Genomic DNA, 19,033 nt, shown 5'->3' with positions numbered 1-19,033 from the left:
TCAGAGGGTAACGCCCGTACTCACCCGATCATGACGCGGGCCTTGAGAGCCCGGTCAGGCGGCGTTGGCAAGCCTGTGCTCACGCCACAGAACAGCCAGAGCCCCGACCAGAGAATCGATATCCACCTTGCTGTGGAGCGGACCCGGCGTGATGCGCAGACGCTCTGTTCCACGGGGAACAGTCGGGTAGTTGATGGGCTGAATGTAATGACCGAAACGCTGAAGCAGCGCGTCTGAAAGGGCTCGGCAGCGCGTCGCATCCCCCACCATAACGGGCACGATATGCGAGGGATTGGCCAGATGCGGAATGCCAGCATCATCGAGGCTCTCGCGCAGCCAGGCAACGGCCTGACGATGCGCATTCCGCTCCTCCTGACTCTGGCGCAGATGGCGAATGCTCGCCAATGCGCCAGCTGCCACCATGGGCGGAAGAGCGGTCGAAAAAATGAAACCAGAGGCGAAGGAGCGCACGAAGTCGCACAGGGCCGCACTCCCGGTGATATACCCACCAACCACGCCAAACCCCTTGCCCAGCGTACCCTCGATCACCGAGAGACGATGGGCGATGCCGCGCTCCTCAGCGACACCCCCGCCCTGGTGCCCATAGAGCCCGACAGCGTGTACCTCATCCAGATAGGTGAGCGCATTGTAGCGATCGGCCAGGTCGCAGATCTCTTCGATCGGCGCAATATCGCCATCCATCGAGTAGACGGATTCGAAAGCGACGATCTTGGGCGTCTCAAGCGGTAGCGCCTTCAGCTTTTCTTCGAGGTCGGCCACGTCATTATGACGGAAGATCATCTTCTCGGCGCGAGAATGACGTATGCCCTCTATCATCGATGCATGATTGGCGGCGTCTGACAGCACAACGCAGCCCTTGAGCCGCGCAGCAATGGTGCCGAGCGTGGCCCAGTTGGACAGATAGCCCGAATTGAATAGCAGCGCCGCTTCCTTGCCATGCAGATCGGCAAGCTCGCGCTCCAGCGCCACATGCTCGTGGTTCGTCCCCGAAATGTTGCGTGTGCCGCCAGCACCAGCGCCGCTGCGGGCGAGGCTCTCATGCATCGCCTTCAGGACGTCGGGATGCTGACCCATTGCGAGGTAGTCATTAGAGCACCAGACCGTGATGTCACGGCCCAGACCGTGATGATAGGCATGCGGAAACTGACCGGCATGGCGCTCGAGTTCGGCAAAATGCCGATAGCTGCCATCGGCCTTGAGCCCGTCCAGAGCCGTCTGGAAATACCGGTCATAGAACGTATCCACTTGCGCCATCTCGTTTCTTTCCTCTTCTCGGACCATAGCGCAGAGCAGCTAACAGCGTTCCGGGGCAAGTTAAACTCACTTCATGGGCCAAATGGAGTTCCGTCGCCTTCCCTGAAATTCTCTCGCAAAGGCCTATTTGCCTGACAGCCCTGCGCTGGACACAATACGGCGTTGTCCTCGGGACAGACCCGACAGCGCTCACACCGAGCCCTCGCGAACACGCTTCCGCGCCGCCTGAGGGCAAAACGCGACCGCGGAATCTCGAAATTCCCTGGAGGAGGCTGCGAAGGCATATGGCATGCGTGACGAGGGACCCCGCATAGCCGCTCAAGCCCCTCCTGCGGGGCGCGAAGATAAGGCGGCATGACGGCCTGATCGCCCCCCTCTCCCAAAAGATTCCCAGCCGAAATTCCAGGACGCGCGAGGGATGCCTGCGCGGATGAGCAGAGCAAACGATGGCCGCGCAAAAGCACACTCCCGCACTCGCCCCTGAACGCCTCGGCGCTTATGGGCGAGAGGGTTCCTGAAGCGGCGCATCCGCCTGTCCCCCTGTGGCAGGGAGGTCGCAGGAAAACGGGACTCGCCTTCGCCGCCATCTCACTGCAGAATAGGGAGTGAACCAGTCCTGAATCACCGCGCTATAGTGTTCCTCCCCCTTTTTCTTTCCAGTTCAAGGACGAGACCATGTCGGCCTCCGCCCGCCCTTCCTATGTGTCACAGATTCTGACCTATCCCCCGCTCGTCGCGCTCAAACCCTACTGGCGGGTCACGGTCGCAGCATTTCTGGGGTGGTTCCTCGATGCGTTCGACCAGACGGCCCTGTTGCTGACCCTGCCGGACATCTCCCATGATTTCGGGGTCACGATCAGCGCCATGGGCACCGTCCTCCTGGCCCAGAGTCTCGGACGCGCTGTAGGAAATACGGGCTGGGGCTGGCTGGCCGACCGCTATGGCAGGCGCCTCGCCTTCCTCATGGGGGTTTTGTGGTTTGGCATCTTTTCTGCCGCCACCGGCATGTCGAACGGGCTCATCAGCCTGATCGTCATCCAGTTTCTTTTCGGAATCGGGTTTGGTGGGGAATGGACGGCCTCGGCTGCCTTGCTCATGGAAAGCGTGCCCGGCAAGAGCCGCGCCATGGCCTCGGCCATCATGATGTCTGGATATGAACTCGGCTTTCTCGCCGCGACCGCGGCGCAGGCGCTCATTCTGCCCCATTATTCCTGGCGGCTACTCTTCTTCATCGGGCTTGCGCCTGCCCTGCTGGCATTGTTCATCCGCTGGGGTGTGAAGGAAAGCCCGGTCTGGTTGCTCAAGCAGGAACAGTTGCGCGGGACCAATGGCGCCCCCCCGGCCGCCAAGGCAAAATTCGTGCTAACGCTCGCCGCCATACAGGCCATCGCGCTGATGTCCTTCCTCGAGTTCCAGAAGGCTGCGATCTACAGCCTCTACCCGACGATCCTGCGCAATGTGCATCACCTGACCCCGGCCCTCGTTTTCTGGCCCATCGGGTGCTTCTGCATTGGGTCGCTGGTCGGCAAGCTTTCCTGCGGCGCTCTCGCGAGTAGGTTTGGCGATCTGCGTGTCATCATCGGCACGCTCATCGTGGTCGTTCTCACGATCTACCCGTTCCTCAGCAGCAATTCCTACCCGATCCTGCTCCTCTCTGCCGTCATCATGGGACTCGCTGCCTCGGGGGTATTCGCGCTGGTCCCCCATTACCTTGCCAAGCGTTTTCCGTCGGATACGCGCAGCTTCGGCATGGGGCTGAGCTACGCCATCGGCTCGCTCGGCCAGGGTCTGGCAGGCAAGCTCGTGCCTGTCTGCGGGCGTAATCTGGGGCTGCCGCTCTCGGCACAGATCTTCGTTGTCGCTTCGAGCGTGGTGGTCGGGTTGATTGCCTGGGCCGAACCCGACGAACTCCCAGGAGAAACAATGGAGACGGAATGACCGTCTTCCACCACGCGACCAATACAAAGAGAGCCGGGAGCTAGTCGCCCTCGGCTCTCTTTCTTTGATTTCCATCCGGTCGCTCAGGGCACCGGAATGCCCTGAGGCGTCTCAGCTTGCCGCCATGGCGTTCAGGCTGATCTGTCGCAGGACGTTGCGGGCAATTTCCCGGATCGGCTCGTTGCGCGACAGGACGAGCAGCGAGATCTCGACATTAAACTCGGTCTTGATCGCGGTCTGGATCTCGACCCCTGCAAGCGAGTCCACGCCTAGCTCGTTCGGTCGAGCACCTGGATCGATGCTGTCCGGTTCAAGCTTGAGCACCGTTCCAAGGATCGATTTCACATTATCCAGCACGAACTCGTAACGCTCCTCTGGGCTCAGGCTCTGGAGATGGGCGAGCTTCTGGGCGGATGTGTTCTTGATGCTCTTCTCACGGCGGATCAGTCCGAATTTCGGATTACGCTCGATAGCGCCATGATGCGCGAAGCAGGTCTCCCAATCGATCGCCATGGCCGCCACGTTGTCGCGGTCACGATTGATGAGGTCGGGCAGGAAAGAGAGCGCTTCCTCTGCGGGGAGCAGGCGGAAGCCCGCATTCTCGAAGAACTGCACCACGCTGCCCTCCTGGGCGAGCATGCCGACCTCTGCAATCGGCCCCCATTGCACGGAAACAGCGGGATAGCCTTCCTTGCGGCGGGCACTGGCCAGGGCGTCAAGGGAAGCATTGGCCGCGAGATAGCTGCTTTGGCCGATATTTCCCGTCACGGTGACAATCGAGGAATAGAGCACGAAGTAGTCCAGCGAACAGTCTCGCGTCAGCAGATCCAGATGACGCCCGCCGAGCAGCTTCGGCTTGAGCACATTGCGCAGGCTCTCTTCCGAGAATTTCGAGATAAGCCGGTCATCGAGGATACCTGCCGCGTGGAACACGCCCTTGAGGGGCTGCCCGGCCTCGAGAATGGCAGCCTTGATACGCGCCACATCGTCATAGACCGCGACGTCACCATAGTGGAGAGTAACGCGCGCGCCCGATTTCTTGAGGGCCTTGATCGCGTCGCGTGTCACCTGATCGCGACGAACACTGCGGCCCATCAAGTGCACATGCCTTGCCCCACTGGCCACCAGCCATGCCGCGGTCGCCAGTCCGAGTCCGCCCTGCCCCCCCGTGATCAGGTAAGCCCCAGCCGGATCGACTGGACGCACCGGCTGTCGCTGGGCCCGCACATTTGACAGGTCCTCGTAAGAGACGAGGATCTTGCCGATATGTTTGGACGACGACATGTGCTTGAAGGCGTCGCGCACCTCGGAAGCCGGATAGACCTTGTGCGGCAGCACGACCGTATCGAACTTGCGCGACAGATACGGAATGCGATCGAAAATCGCCACGGCCTTGCGATGGTCCTGCGCCATCATCAGGTCGAGATCGAAGCTGTGGAATGACACGTTCCCGTTGAAGCTGAACTGCGAGAGATCGCGCTTTTCCCAGATATCCTTCTTGCCAATCTCGACGAAGCGCCCCGTGTTGCACAGCAGCGCCAGGCTATGCGCCTGGATTTCACCGGGGGAACTGTTGAGCACGACATCCACGCCCTTGCCGCCCGTGACCTCCAGAATGCCGTCATAGAAAGCCAGGCTGCGTGAATCCCACACGGCCTCGCAGCCGCGATCGAGCAGGATCTGGCGTTTCTCGTCATTACTGGCCGTGGCAAAGATGCGCGCACCGATGATCTTGGCGATTTCGATCGCGGCCAGACCCACACCGCCTGCGGCGGAGTGAACGAGCAGGATCTCGCCCTTTTTCAACCGTGCCAGGTCATGCAGGCAATAGAGAGCCGTGGCGATGGCAATAGGCAGGCCCGTGGCTTCTGCCACCGTCAGCGGGCGCCCCGCCGTCTCGAACAGATCTAGGGCCATCACGCGGAAGCCCTTGACCGGGATCGTCATATGCGAGGTGAAGCACCCTGGATGACAGGTCAGATACCGCTTGCCGACCTGGAAATTCTTCACACCCTTGCCAACGGCCACAACCTCGAAACAGCACTCCATGCCCATTTCCGTGGTGTGATAGGTATCGAGCAGGAATTTTTCCGGCAGGACCGAAATACCCTTGAGCATGTCCTTGAAGTTCAGCGACGTCGCCAGCACCCGTACGGTGATCTCGCCCCGACCGGGTTCGCGAACATCGAAGGCCTTGTAATGCAGACCGTCCAGCGTACCGGTTCGGCTTTTCTGAAGCTTGATGCCCGGTGAGCCCGGCAGATCCGACAGCCTCCTGTCCGGCTGACCATCGACAGGAACGAAGCGGGGCGCAAAGCGTCGCCCGTTTCGCAGGGCGACTTCAGCCTCGCTATCCTCATTCAGGATCTCGGCTGCGAGCGCTGTCACCGCCTCCTTGCCCGAGAGCGTGGCGACGTCGATCACCTTGCCCCGAAATTCCGGCTTCTCATCAACGAGCCCCTTGAAGAAACCGACAAGGGCAGCGCCATCCGTACGCACCTTCGATTTCTGCGGCAGGAGATCTTCCGGGTCAAAGAACGTCGCGTTCTCGGAGACATAGATGAAGCGCGGCTGCTTGTCGGAACTCTCGAATCCGAGCCTTCCGCCAAATTTGACCAGCGTCGTCATCTGCCCGATCAGGGCGTCGAAATCGAAATCCGGGTCCGGTCCGGCCATGTAAACAATGGCATCAAGCGCAAGGCCCGGCTCCAGACCGATCGCAGCGGGCGTGATTTCGCCCGAGCGCGGCGGCGTCAGGATCGTGACGCCGTTTTCTTCGAGCAGGGCCGCGAGTTTCTTCTGACCAGCACTCTTGTGACCTGCCAGAAGGAGCGTCTTGGGCTCGGCGAAGAGGATCGATGCCTCGGACTCGATCCACTTGGTGACATATTCCTGGGTTTCGGCGCTACCGGTGGCCTCCTTGTGGGCGCGCGGCACCTCAGCGAAACGCAGGCCCTTCACCTCGGCAACGGGCATACCCGCCATCGTGTAGAGGCGCAGCGACGCTTCGATCTGACTTTTGCTGATTGAGGTGATTTCGGCTCGAACGAGACACTCCGTCGTTCCCTTACCGTAACAGCTCAGTCTTTCGAAGCCGACCGGCACATACATATGATCGGCATAACTTTCAGGCACCAGACCGATCATGGCGTGCATGGCGCCGTCGAGCAGCGTGGGATGCAGGTAGTAGTTTGCGCCGTCGTCGCGTTCTGCCTCGGTCAGGGCCACATGCGCATAGGCGACATTATCCTGTACAGCGAGACGCTGCAGCGTCTGGAAACGTGGCCCGTAATGGAAGCCGGAGGTACGGATGCGGTCATACAGAACGCCGCCCTCCGCGCCCTTGTCGAGCCAGGCCTGTGCCTCATCCCGGTCCATCACCGGCATGGGCCAGGGCGTTGACGAGAGAATATCGACCTTGCCATGGTCGATCCACATCTCCGAGAACTCTTCCTTTGCGCTGTGGAAACGCAGCGCCTTGCGACTCTCGTCGTAATCGAGATGCAGGATCGGATTATCGCCGGTCTGCACGACGAGAGGTGCCAGAATTTCGAAATTCTCGAGTACGACGCCGCTCTGCCCCTCGATCTCATGACCAACAGCAAGTGCGGACTCGATAAATCCGGCCGCGGGGAGCAACACGACATTATCGATGCAGTGATCCTTGAGCCAGGGCACGCCCAGCTCGGTCAGATCGACCACGAAGGACTTGCCCGGCGTCATGGCCCCGAAGCCTATTAGAGGATGGCCCGAGCCACCGTGTCGGAACCGATGCTCGCGCTCGTTTTCCACACGGAATTCCTCACGGGACCAGCGATAGCTCGGCAGATCGATCAATACGCCGCCGGTGATGCTCTGCCAGTCCAGGCGCGCCGTATGCAGGATGATGTTAGCAACCGCATTTTCGAGGCATTTCGCCTCGCTGTCCTGTCTGTTGAGCGTGCTGATGACACTCAGCTTCGCCTGCTGCTTGTCGGCAACCGATTTCAGGGCGCGACCGATAACAGGATGCGGCCCGATTTCGACGAACTGGGTGAATCCGTCGGCAAGGCAGGCCTCGACCGCCGAGGCGAAAAGCACAGGCTGACGGGCATTACTGAACCAGTAATGGGAATCTGCGCGATGGTTTTCACCGGCAAGACCGCCATAAACCGTCGAATAGAATGGGGTCGCAGCCGGGTCGGGCCTAAGCCCCGCCAGAGCCTCCTTGAGATCGGTTTCGATACGATCCATTACCGGGCTGTGGAACGGAACATCCACGTTCAGCACCCTGTTGAACAGGCCCTTCTGGGTGAGCACGGCGGCAAGGGCGCGTATGGCGGTTTCCGGACCAGCCAGGGTGCAGGTTGCAGGCGCATTCACCGCCGCCACACAGAGTTCGGGGGCTTCCTGCGTGATGAGTTCCTGCGCCGCCTCAGCCGAGAGCCCAACCGCCAGCATGCGCCCGGTACCGTCCAGCGTGCCCTGCAGGCGACTGCGGTAATAAATGACCGTCACGGCGTCTTCGAGGCTGAGGCTGCCCGACACATAGGCTGCCGCTACCTCACCCATGCTGTGACCGAGCACCGCATCAGGGAAGATCCCCTGCTGAGCGAGATATTCCGTTACCAGAATCTGGATGACGAAAATGGCAGGCTGAAGGATGGCCGTCCTGTCGATCTGACTGTCGGATTCCTCGCGCAGGATTTCCTCGCAGATGGAATAGCCGGAGAGCTTGCGGAACAGGGCGTCGCAGGCTTTGGCCTTGGCCAGAACCTCCTTTGGTGCCTCCTTGAGCAGATAACGCCCCATGCCCCACCATTGCGGCCCGACACCCGAATAGACGAAAACGATGCCTCTACCCGATTGTGCCTCGACACTGGCCTGCACCATGTCCGGGGTACGCTGATCCTGCAGATACGCATCAAGCTTGGCTGCCAGATCCTGTTCATCCTGCGCCATGACCAGAAGGCGGTGACGGAACAATGTGCGCGACGTCGCCAGGCTATAAGCGAGGTCCGCCAGCGCAGGAGGCGCCTCTGCATCCAGACGATCGCGATAGGCGGCTGCCATGAGCGGAAGGGATGTCTTGGAAAAAGCTGTCAGGAGGAACGGAATTTTTCCGTTCAGCCGACGGGCTGTCGTCTTCTTTCGGCGCGAGGGGGCTTTGTCCTCGGGGCGTCGCAGAAGCGCGATGGCATTCGTGCCACCGTAACCGAAGGAATTGACCCCGGCATAACGCGCCGGCTTCTTTCCAGACAGGGAACGCGTTTCGCCACGGACGATATCGAGATTCCATTCGTCGAGGTGAATGGAGGGATTGATGTTTTTGAGGCCGGGTTGGGGCGGCACTTCCTGATGACGCAGGCAAAGCGCAGCCTTGAGGGTGCCGAGCACACCGGCTGCCGCCTCTGTATGGCCGAGATTGGCCTTGATCGCGCCGATCACCAGCTTGTCTTTTTTGAACTGGGCGATGGATTGGGAAAGCGCGTAGGTCTCGATGGGATCACCCGCTGGCGTACCCGTGCCATGGGTTTCAACATAGGCGACCTCGCGAGGGTCCACCTGTGCCTTCTCAAGCACCTCTGTCATCAGCCGCGATTGGGCGCCTGCATCCGGCGAGGTCAGGAACTGCGTGCGCCCATCAGAATTGACACCGGTCGCGCTGACAATGGCATGAATCGTATCGCCATCGCGTTCGGCATCTTCCAGGCGTTTGAGCACGAACACGACGCTTCCCTCGCCGCGCCCATAGCCATCGGCTGCGGCGTCAAAGCTTTTCGAGCGACCATCGCGCGCGATGAAATGTCCCTTGGACATGAATATGGAGGTTTGCGGTGAGATCATGAGGCTCACACCGCCGGTCACGGCAATATCGGTATCCCCGTCATTCAGGCTGCGACAGGCCTGATGCAGCGCAACAAGCGAGGACGAACAGGCCGTGTCGATGGACATGCACGGTCCCTGGAAATCGAAAACATGGGCCAGTCGCGCAGAGAGCATCGTCGAAGGCGTCGCCGTTGCGGCAAAATGATCGCGCACCGTCGGCAGATTATAAGGGCTCGAGGTATGGGCATGGGCATCGACAGCGAATATGCCGATGAATACCCCGGTCTTCTGCCCGGCCAGACGGGCGGGCAAAATACGCGCTGACTCCATCGCCTCCCAGGTCACCTCGAGCAGCAATTTCTGCTGGGGATCGAGGATCTGGGCTTCTCGCGGTGAAATACCGAAAAAAAGCGGCTCGAACTCATGGATGTTGCGCTTAAGAAAACTGCCCCGGCGCATATAGGTTTTCGAGGGTGCCTCGATTTCCTCGGCATAGAAGCGCTTGAGGCTCCAGCGCTCTTCGGGGATGTCGGTAACAGCCTCACCCTCCGCGCACAGGAAAGACCAGAGCTCGTCAACATTGGTGATATTGGGGGCCAGACGGCACCCGATCCCGATGATGGCGATATCAGACGTTTTATTGCGCGACATGATGAGACTGAAACCCTACACAAAAAACAAAATAGTCAGGAGCAATGCTCCGTGCCTCATGCTGCGGGTCGGCCATCGACACTGCCCGCAGCGCTCCTTTTTCTAGCTCGACGCGGCCTCGGAGCGTTCGAAGGCCCCAACGAGCGTTTCCCGATCGACCCGGCCGTCGAGCGACCAGGGAATATGATCGACCGACATGACCCGCACCGGCGGAAGCGTCGGATAGAAAGCCCGCAAGCCCTGGGCGAGACGCTCAGCGTTGAATCCGGCAGACGAAGCCAGTGCGATGTTGATCCTGTTGCGCCCCGACTCATCGAGAGACAGGAAACTGCCCAACTCCCGCTGCCCCAGAATATCTCGCGCAATATCGTCGATCACGCCGAGATCGAATTTCTCGCCACCGATCGACACCAGATCATCGATACGGCCAATGACGCTGACCATTCCGTCGGCAGCGAGGCGACCACGATCACCGGGATAGAACCACCCCCCGGCAAAACGCCGTGACTGGCCGGTATCAGCATCCGCATACCCCCCGAGCAGACCCGAGCTCCTGATCCGGATAACTCCCTCCTGCCCAGTGGCAAGCGTGTTCCCTTCGGCATCGACAATCTGAAGCGTGACCCATGGTAGCACAGTCCCGACCGCCTCGTCCGTGTCAAAACCCGACGCCACTCCCTGGGCGAGAGCGCCGCATTCATCCGTGCCATAAGCCGAGACGACATGAGGGGTAAGCGTCGCGAGTGCCTTGTCACGCAGGACGCGATTGAGACGCCCGCCCGTCACGATCAGTCTGAGCGTGTCGAGGGCGCGCATGCCCGGTGGGAGAACCTCGAGGATATGCGCCAGATGGCCAGGCGTGACCACGGCAACTGTCGGTATCTTGCGGGCGATGAGAATACCGATATCGGTATGACTCACAAAATTCAGCGGCGAGCCGGAACACAAGCCGCTGCACCCCACGACAAACCCCGAAAGCGAGATCACGCCGATGGTGGAGAGGACATGCGGCTGGGCTGCGGCGCTCGCACCGAGCGCGCGGTCCTGTAGCATCATATGCAGGATGGCCATCTCAGCCTGACGGAAGCTCATGGCGAGCACACGGCGCTCCGCATCCGTCCCCGCCGCGATTGCATAACGGCAGACCGCGTCGGGATCGATGGCGTGATTTACCCACTCCGCCTTGGTCTGACGCACCTTGGCAAGCCATGCCTCGCTGATTTCGAGAACCTGGATATCCTGTAGCGACAGCCCGCCCATCGAGATGATGATATCAGGCTCGAGAAGCTGGACATCGCGCAGGAACGAGGGATTGGAACTCTCTGGTAATGAGGCGCTGGCCAGACCAAGGGAGGCAAGGGACAGGATCAGCACCCAATGCCAGTACAGATTGCCGCAATGGATACCAACGAGCTTCGGTTCAGCCTCACGAAGCTTGGACAAGGCCTGCGTGACGACAGTGACATCGCGATCGAGCTGTCCGAAGGTCCAGTCCTGAGCGAGGCTGTCAAACGCGAGGGATTGCGGATTCTGCCTGGCATATTGCAAGGCCATGACGTGAAACATGAAAAGACAATCCCTGAACGCAAACGGGGCGGCCATGAAGACCGCCCTGGGTTCCCCAGACGCGAAGACCCCGATTGAACCAAGGAACTCAGCCGACCTGAGCTCCGCATAGCTGGGCGGGGGATTGAACCAGATAGGGCCCCCCGGCCAGAATTTCGATGGCGACAATACAGACCGCTTCGGACTGACGGTCGCTCAAGTCAAGAAGGGCGGAACCTGTGGTCCAGCGCTGATGACCATCCTCAATATTTGACCATCCTTCAAGACATTCATCCGTCAGATGATCGGCAAGGTAGCGCGTCCGGTCGGCTTCCCAGATCTGGATATCCCCTACGAGAACGCCGAGATGACGGCGATCGTCATGGAAAGGTCCGATCACATCGGCGGGACGCGACACCCGCGATACGATACGTACGCGCTTTGCATCGGGCGGCAGCATGAAGACGCTGGAGCGATTGACCACGCGCATACAGCGCATGATGCGTCCCTTCTCGTCCATCAGATGCAGATCGGGGTCTTCCGTGACTTCGGGTGCCTGGACGAAGCTGCCCAGATTGAGCGCAGCGGCACGATGGGCAAGCGACGCATGAACTGGCTCAACGAAGCTGCGATCAACACGAAGCGGCGCTGCGCCGTCCCCCTCCCAGCTGGATTCCGGCGCATTCATCAGATGCACGACGGCACCGGTCTGCGAAAATCTCTTGCGGTCACCCGTATCGAGATAGCTCTCGCTCAGCGCTCCATCCGCCCAGATGATCGAATGCTTGTCCGTTTCGACATGATAATAATCGAAATGCGTCACACTGCGATCATAGTAAATGCTGCGTCCGTTGACGAGCATACGCGCCGGAACAAAGGCGCCGTTCAGATACATCGCATGCTCGGGCGTGACGAGCAGATCCTTGTGAGGCACGTTATCTCCCAGCGCGTTGCGCAGGATACGCACTGGATAACCAGCCTCGTCATCATCGAGCCATGTACGGACGATGGTTGAACGATGCCCAAGCCACACGATTTCGCGGTACACCGCCTCGCCATCGACATATGCAGCAACCCGATCTCCCACAGCGAGATCCTCAACCGCAATCTCCCCGCGATCCGTGCGGATCAACGTACCGCTCAGATAGCACTTGTCATAGACGATGATGGTGCTGCCGTCGGCCGGGTCACGCTCGAGATGGTAATCAGTCGCTGCATTGCCCTTCGTGCCGTGAACCTCACTGCTCCAGAGAATATTTCCTCCAGCATCAATGATACTGATGGTGTTATTGCCGTAAACGATGCGCTGACCGTCATTCCAGCCCAGCGTATCGACGTCGATACGTCCCTTCCATCCGATCGTAATGCCCTTGAGCACGGCTCCCGATTGCACGACCAGCAATCCACCGACTTCGTTTTCTCCCTCGCAGATGCCCGAGATCACCGCATTGACGAGTGTCGCCCCCGAATTGACGGTCAGGGTTCCACCGGCCGCTATCTGTGCGCTGACGAGATAAGCCTGGGTTTCAAGTGTCGCGGCAGCCGCTGCTGCGACGGCGAGCCCATTCAGATTGGCACCCGCATTGGCCAGCAGGCTGCCTCCCGATCCGAGGGTTGCGTTGAGTGTAAGCGCGCCGGAGCCGACATGGATCAGACCACCGGCAGAGGCGATGCTGCCACTGGCATAGGCGCCGGCCCCCAGAAGCTGCGTGCCTGCGCTGAAGATTGTCCCAAGGGATGTCCCACCGGACGAGACGAACTGCTTGCCGCCTACGATACTGCCAATATCTGTCCCACCACTTGCAAGCGCTTCTGTCGATCCGATATCGAACCGGCTCGCCGAGATCACGCCTGGTCCGATGAAGGATTGCCCCTTGAGGGTGAAACCGCCCCCGGCGAGACCGACGCCGCCCGCCTGCACATGCGCGTCGACCACAAGACCGGGAGAACCGCCGTAATTGGACATCTTGCTGGCCAGCACGCCGCCCTGAGCGCCCACTGTTACACCGCTGACCACGCCGTCATTGATGGCCGCAAACCCGCCACTATTATAGGCCGTTCCGCCAGCGACCAGACCCTTGCCACCTGCAAGCACCACACCGCCTGAAACGGCCGTGGCACCATAGGCAACGGATGCGGCTGAGGCGATCAGCATGGCGGGATTATTTGTGCCACCGGCGCCGAAACCCGCAACATAAGTATTGGTCGTGGTGTATTTTTTCTCGGTAGTAATCAGTGTCGCGCCGCTCAACACCCGATAGGTCGTGGGCCCGGTCTTGTTAACCGATGCATTGCCACTCATGCCGGTAGAGGTAATACCCATGTGCCAGTTTCCCCGCCAGGAACGCCACATATGCAGCTGGTTCACGCGATCTCTGCCAGTGAGACGGCATAAATCGCCTCAACTCTGTACAGGATGCCCAACGCGCTATGCATTCGTTCATTAATACTTAACAACCAAGCACCTGACACAAGAAAAAGGGACAAGCAACGATACGATATATAAGGTTTTACTATACTCAGATTACCCCAATGATTTGCATATGACAAACATGTTCTGTCATGCTCGACTAACCCTCTATTTTAGCAAGGATATTTCCGAACAAAGCCTGGGCGTCTTCGGACGGCAAACCGGCCGAAAGCACGCAAAAAAAATCGTGAAGATATTGTAAAAAGCCAAACTATACCGGGAGCGCGCGAGTAAACGCCCCGCTCGCAAAGACAGAAACAGTCAAGATTGCGCTCTTGCAGCGGAGTCCCACATGCCGGGAAGAAGGGGCGTGCTTCCCCTTTTCCCAACACAGTCACTCAATGAAGAAATCAGCCAGCGATGACCTTGGAGGCCACCAGAGTGTCTTTTATCGGATAGGGGCCGCCGGCCAGCACTTCGATGGAGAGCATTGCGGCGTCGCCGGTCTGCACCGTCGCAAGAGGCAAGAGTGCATTTCCGGTCGTCCAGCGCTTTGCACCTTCCTCGAGGCGCGCCCAGCCCGACACGGCCTCCTCACCCAGATGCGCGGTGATCTGACGGGTTTCTCCCGCCTCCCAGACCTGGATTTCCCCGACCAGAACGCCGAGATGGCGACGATCGTCAACGAAGGCACCGATCATGTCCACCGGACGCGCGACACGCGACACGAGGCGCAGCGCGCTTGCAGTGGCCGGGACCATGAATACGTAGGAGCGATTTACCTTGCGGATCGCACGGATGACATGCCCATCCTGATCTACGAGATGCAGATCCGGTTCGTCCGTGGTCAACACCTCAGAACCCGCTGTATCGCAACCGAGGGCATCAGCGCGCGCTACCAGCGAAGCGTGGATAGGCTCCACGAAATCGCGCTCTGTGCGCAGAGGGGCTGCGCCATGTTCTGCCCAGTCCCGCGCAGGCGCGTTGAGCAGGTGCACGACCGGGCTCCCCTGATAGAAAAGATCGCGATCACCCGTATCCAGGTAGCTCTCGCTCAACGCGCCATCCGACCAGAGGATCGAATGCGCGTCGGTCTCGATATGATAGAAATCGAACTGAGGGATGCTGTGATCATAGAAAATGCTGCGTCCATTGACCAGCATACGTGCCGGCACAAAGGCACCGTCCAGATACATGGCGTGTTCCGGCGTCACCAAGAGGTCCTTGTGAGGAACATTATCACCGAGCGCGTTGGCCAGGATGCGCACGGGATAACCTGCTTCATCCTCCGGCAGATTGGGTCGTACGCTCGTCGAGCGGCGGCCGGTCCAGATGATCTCGCGCATGACTTCCACCCCATCGACGAAGGCGGCTACGCGATCGCCGACGACGAGATCTTCAACCGGGACCTCACCGCGATCGGTGCGGATCATCGTGCCCTTCAGGAAGCACTTGTCATAGACAAGGATCATGCTGCCGTCGTTCGGGTCTCTCTCGAGATGAAAGTCCTTGTCGACCGTGCTCGGACCGCCCGTCACATAACCGTCCCAAAGCAGATTACCGGCGGCATCCGTGATCATCACGTCGTTGGACGAGTAGTAGACCCGAGCCCCGGAGACATATTGGACGCTGTCAATATCAAGGCGGCTCTTCCAGCCCATCGAGGTCACACCGCTCAGAACTGCGCCCGAATGAAGGACCAGAAGCCCCCCTGCCGCGCCGCTGGAAGCCGTGCCCACGATCACACCATTCACGAGCGTAGCGCCCGAGTTCAACGTGAGGGTACCGCCACCTGCAATAGTCGCCCCCGAGACGATCGCCAGACGGTCAGCAGTCGCTGCAGCCGCTGCCTGTACCTGCAACCCGTTGACCCGGCCAGCCATATTAACATGGAGCGACCCTGCCGAACCGATGACCAGTCCTAGGCCGGTTCCCCCGGAATAAACTTCGATGCGCCCGCCGGCCGAGGCAGTCGCGCCACTCGCGATGCCCCCATTCGAGACAAGCTGTGTCCCCGCACTGAAGATGGATTTGATTGAGACACCCGCAGACATGACGATCTGCGTGCCGCCGATCAAGCTGCCCACATCCGATCCGGCGGAGACCAGAATCTCGGTGGAGCCAACATCGAACTTCCCGTTGGAAATAACACCAGACCCAGCGAAGGCCTGCCCCTTGATGGTAAAGCCACCCCCAGCGAGCGCGTAGCCTCCGGCCTGTACGTGGGTGTTCAATACCACACCCGCACCGCCGTCGTAGCCAGCAACCATGGAGGCCAAGACACCGCCGCCGGAGCCAATCGTAGCACCGTTCACGTAGCCGCCATTCGCTGCAGCAAACGAGCCACTATTGAAAGCAGTGCCGCCGACTGCCGTACCTCCATTCGCTCCCATGACCACGCCACCGAAGCCCACAGTAGACCCTGAGACGACACCTCCCGCCGAAGCAAGAAGTAGGGCGGGGTAATTGGTGCCACCTGATTGCCCCGGGATTGCTCCGGAGTTATCCGGACCATTACCAAACCCGGAAACGATCGCGCCATTGGTGGTGTACCCGGCCCCCTGCACGGCAAGAGTAGCACCGCTTAAGACCTGGTAGATCCCGCCGCTGCTGATGATCTGAGCACCAGTTGCCGAACCGCTGGAAGTGATAGCCATATGAACCTCTCAAGATATCCGGTTCGATGTGCTCTGCCACCGGCTGGAGAGCGCGATGGGATCTTTCGCCTGAGCGTCGATAAACCGGGACGGACTCCGGGGAGTGCCCCAGAATCGTGTTGCTTATTAACAAACACGCATCTCATGCGGCGACGCAAAGCACAATGGGTAATTGTTTGGTAAATACAATCAACTTTTCGACAGAGAGTGTCGAATACATTTCTTTGTTTCGATCATTCATATTTTGACATCATATGCGTCATCATTTCGTTGTGAATACCTCGTAAAACCGATGACCGATTTTGTTAATCCGAAACAGGACACCGTTAAATATCGGGAAACGCTACACCGATTTTTTTTAACTACGGTGAAAATTTCCTAATTCGCTCCTGGCGAAGCGGAATCTTCAAAAAGGCTTCAAATCGAAGAGCCTCCGTCATATTTTCCATCGGCAAACAGATCTTTCGCTGGCGACTTGTCGGAACGCGAATCTCTTGAGGATTCTTTTCCCCGGACTTGATAGAGTTCACGCCGATGCTTGGTCACCTGCGCCACTCGGTCATTCGGCCCCTCGATTTCACACTCTTCTCATGGCATGGAGGCGCACATCCGGATCGGAGCGGACAGGGTCACCCCTGACCGGGAGAGATAGCGTTAATGCCTTCGAAAGGGCTTTGAAAATAATGGGCAAGATCGTCTTTCTGAACCCTTTCAGCCCGGATGCCACCTATGGTGGCGTGAAGGTGACCTATCAGCACGCCGAGATTCTGGCGAAATCCGGGTACGAGGTTGCGGTCTATCAACCGGCAGGACGGCCGAGCTGGATCGATATCTCTGACCGACTCAATGTATGCGCCGATTTCGAGGCCGAGCCGGATGATGTTCTGGTGTTCCCGGAGGTCCTGCATGAATTCATGCTTGAAATCGCGCAGGCCCCCTTCCCCGGCAAGAAAGTCATGTTTTGCCAGAATCCGTTCTACCTCTACAGCTACAACTTCAGCGGGCGGGATCTGAGCGATATGGGTTTCTCCCATTTCATCGTGCCGGGACGCGAGACGGCGCAATCCCTTTCTTCCGTGCTCGGCGTGCCGAAGGTTCACGTTATCCCGAACTCGGTCGATACCAATCTGTTCTATCCGCGCCAGAAGCATCTGTGCATCGCAACCAATCCCCGCAAGTGGCCGGGGGAGGGCGGGAATTCGCCTCTCGCTCCGCTTCTCATGTCGATGTTGCGGCTTAAATATCCGGAAACTGCCGATGTTCCCTGGCTGATGCTCGAAAACATGACACAACGTCAGGTGGCCGAGGCTATGGGAGGCGCCGCCATTTTCCTGGCCCTGTCCCGACAGGAGGCCTTGCCCCTCACGCCACTCGAGGCGATGGCGTCGCGCTGCGCGCTGGTGGGGTTTCACGGCACCGGGGGCAAGGACTACGCCACGCATAGAAATGGTTACTGGTTCTCGCCCGAAGAATGTGAGGAAATAGTCGATTGTCTCGCAACACTGATCTACGACATGAAACATCACTCACCGCGCATTGACAGAATGCTTCATGAAGCTGAAAAGACCGCGAGTCAGTATTCGGTAAGCGCGACATATCAGGCCGTCTTGCAGGTTTATGGCGAGATATGCGCCCATTTCGGTCCCCGGATGTAAGGCGGACAGTCAAGAGCGGAAATCATGGATAGCACGCCAAGTCAGGCTGGCCCTGAAGGAATCAGGTTCGATTTTCAGGATGGGTGCCGCATCAGCCTTCCCCATGGCGAGTGGCATGCGGAGATACGGGATGTGGCCACGCAGACGCTCCTGTTTGCGCAGGCGAATACGGGCGGCCTTGTCAGCAGCAGCAAGAAATACTTCGTTCCGTTCTCTCTGCGCGTTTCACGCAATGGCGTCACGGTTCTCGACCATGAACTCGATCTGACCGACCGCGACATTCTGATTGACATGCATCTGGGCGGCATTGGTGACCATCTTGCCTGGATGGGCCATGTCGAGGCTTTCGCCCAGGCTCATCGCTGTCATGTGCATTGCCTTGTGCGGCCTGGATTGTCCGAACTGTTTGTCGGCGCCAATCCACGCCTGAGCATCACCGAAGATCAGTCCATCCTCGATCGCCCCTTTTACGCGCGCTACAAGGTTCTGATCTTTTTCAACGACATCAATCGCGACCATCAGCCGACGGATTACCGGCAGGTCGGACTGGCCGTATCAGGGGCCTATATTCTTGGCCTTCCTGCGAGGGAACGCCTGCCCTCCATCCGCTTGGCCGGAGGGGGGCGTCCGATTGCGGAGCCCTATGTCTGTATTGCCACCCAGGCGACGGGACATAACAAATACTGGAATAACCCGTATGGCTGGTCCAACCTCGTCAAACATCTGAAGGAGAAAGGTTATCGCGTGATCTGTATCGATCGCGACCGCGTAGCCGGTAATGGTACGATCTGGCACCATATTCCGTATGGAGCCGAGGACATGACCGGTGCCCTTCCACTCAGTGAGCGCGCGCGGTGGCTGGCTCACGCCGATTTTTTCGTCGGCCTTTCAAGCGGGCTTTCCTGGCTCGCCTGGGCATCGGGCTGCCCCGTGGTGATGATCAGCGGTTTTACCGAGCCGTTCAACGAGTTCGAAACCCCCTATCGCATCATCAACCGGCATGTGTGCAATAGCTGCTCCAATGACGTGACAGTAGAATTCGAGCGGGTCAATTACATGTGGTGTCCGCGCCATGCGAATACGGAGCGCGATTT

At 59.3% G+C, this 19,033-nt stretch carries 8 protein-coding genes; 3 read left to right on the top strand and 5 right to left on the bottom strand.

Annotation, left to right across the window (positions count from 1 at the left end; translation table 11 throughout):
• Nucleotides 1–54 precede the first annotated feature (54 nt).
• Nucleotides 55–1,275: a 5-aminolevulinate synthase gene (hemA, locus tag C0V97_RS15555; protein WP_127103486.1), complete on the bottom strand. Its 1,221-nt coding sequence runs from the start codon at nucleotides 1,273–1,275 to the stop codon at nucleotides 55–57.
• A 675-nt stretch (nucleotides 1,276–1,950) separates the two neighbouring features.
• Between hemA and C0V97_RS15550 the strand changes: the two genes are divergently transcribed.
• Nucleotides 1,951–3,213, top strand: coding sequence for an MFS transporter (locus C0V97_RS15550; RefSeq protein ID WP_127103485.1), 1,263 nt, complete (start codon nucleotides 1,951–1,953; stop codon nucleotides 3,211–3,213).
• 111 nt (nucleotides 3,214–3,324) lie between these two features.
• Here the strand turns inward: C0V97_RS15550 and C0V97_RS15545 are convergent, their stop codons facing one another.
• The 4 genes from C0V97_RS15545 to C0V97_RS15530 all read right to left on the bottom strand — a co-directional run bounded on the left by C0V97_RS15545 (nucleotide 3,325) and on the right by C0V97_RS15530 (nucleotide 16,284).
• A complete protein-coding gene (locus tag C0V97_RS15545; protein WP_127103484.1) occupies nucleotides 3,325–9,672 on the bottom strand; it encodes a type I polyketide synthase in 6,348 nt (2,115 codons plus the stop codon).
• A gap of 102 nt (nucleotides 9,673–9,774) precedes the next feature.
• Nucleotides 9,775–11,274: an AMP-binding protein gene (locus C0V97_RS15540; RefSeq protein WP_127103483.1), complete on the bottom strand. Its 1,500-nt coding sequence runs from the start codon at nucleotides 11,272–11,274 to the stop codon at nucleotides 9,775–9,777.
• 52 nt (nucleotides 11,275–11,326) lie between these two features.
• Nucleotides 11,327–13,540: a Hint domain-containing protein gene (locus C0V97_RS15535; RefSeq protein WP_158625447.1), complete on the bottom strand. Its 2,214-nt coding sequence runs from the start codon at nucleotides 13,538–13,540 to the stop codon at nucleotides 11,327–11,329.
• Between the two features lie 497 nt (nucleotides 13,541–14,037).
• Entirely contained in the window at nucleotides 14,038–16,284 is a 2,247-nt protein-coding gene (locus C0V97_RS15530) for a Hint domain-containing protein (RefSeq protein WP_127103481.1), read from the bottom strand.
• Nucleotides 16,285–16,967: 683 nt separating this feature from the next.
• Between C0V97_RS15530 and C0V97_RS15525 the strand changes: the two genes are divergently transcribed.
• Together C0V97_RS15525 and C0V97_RS15520 are read left to right on the top strand one after the other, a co-directional pair.
• Nucleotides 16,968–17,939: a glycosyltransferase family 4 protein gene (locus C0V97_RS15525; protein WP_158625446.1), complete on the top strand. Its 972-nt coding sequence runs from the start codon at nucleotides 16,968–16,970 to the stop codon at nucleotides 17,937–17,939.
• A 24-nt stretch (nucleotides 17,940–17,963) separates the two neighbouring features.
• On the top strand, nucleotides 17,964–19,033 hold a 1,070-nt coding region (locus tag C0V97_RS15520), incomplete at its 3' end, for an autotransporter strand-loop-strand O-heptosyltransferase (protein ID WP_127103479.1).

Origin of the sequence: Asaia sp. W19 (genome assembly GCF_003994335.1) — a bacterium.
Taxonomy (GTDB): domain Bacteria; phylum Pseudomonadota; class Alphaproteobacteria; order Acetobacterales; family Acetobacteraceae; genus Asaia.
This window is presented reverse-complemented; position numbering and strand designations above follow the sequence as displayed.

Excerpts from the sequence above, each read along its gene's own strand:
- hemA (WP_127103486.1), bottom strand. The coding sequence starts at position 1,275 with ATGGCGCAAGTGGATACGTTCTATGACCGGTATTTCCAGACGGCTCTG.
- C0V97_RS15550 (WP_127103485.1), top strand. The coding sequence starts at position 1,951 with ATGTCGGCCTCCGCCCGCCCTTCCTATGTGTCACAGATTCTGACCTAT.
- C0V97_RS15545 (WP_127103484.1), bottom strand. The coding sequence starts at position 9,672 with ATGTCGCGCAATAAAACGTCTGATATCGCCATCATCGGGATCGGGTGC.
- C0V97_RS15540 (WP_127103483.1), bottom strand. The coding sequence starts at position 11,274 with ATGGCCGCCCCGTTTGCGTTCAGGGATTGTCTTTTCATGTTTCACGTC.
- C0V97_RS15535 (WP_158625447.1), bottom strand. The coding sequence starts at position 13,540 with ATGGGTATTACCTCTACCGGCATGAGTGGCAATGCATCGGTTAACAAG.
- C0V97_RS15530 (WP_127103481.1), bottom strand. The coding sequence starts at position 16,284 with ATGGCTATCACTTCCAGCGGTTCGGCAACTGGTGCTCAGATCATCAGC.
- C0V97_RS15525 (WP_158625446.1), top strand. The coding sequence starts at position 16,968 with ATGGGCAAGATCGTCTTTCTGAACCCTTTCAGCCCGGATGCCACCTAT.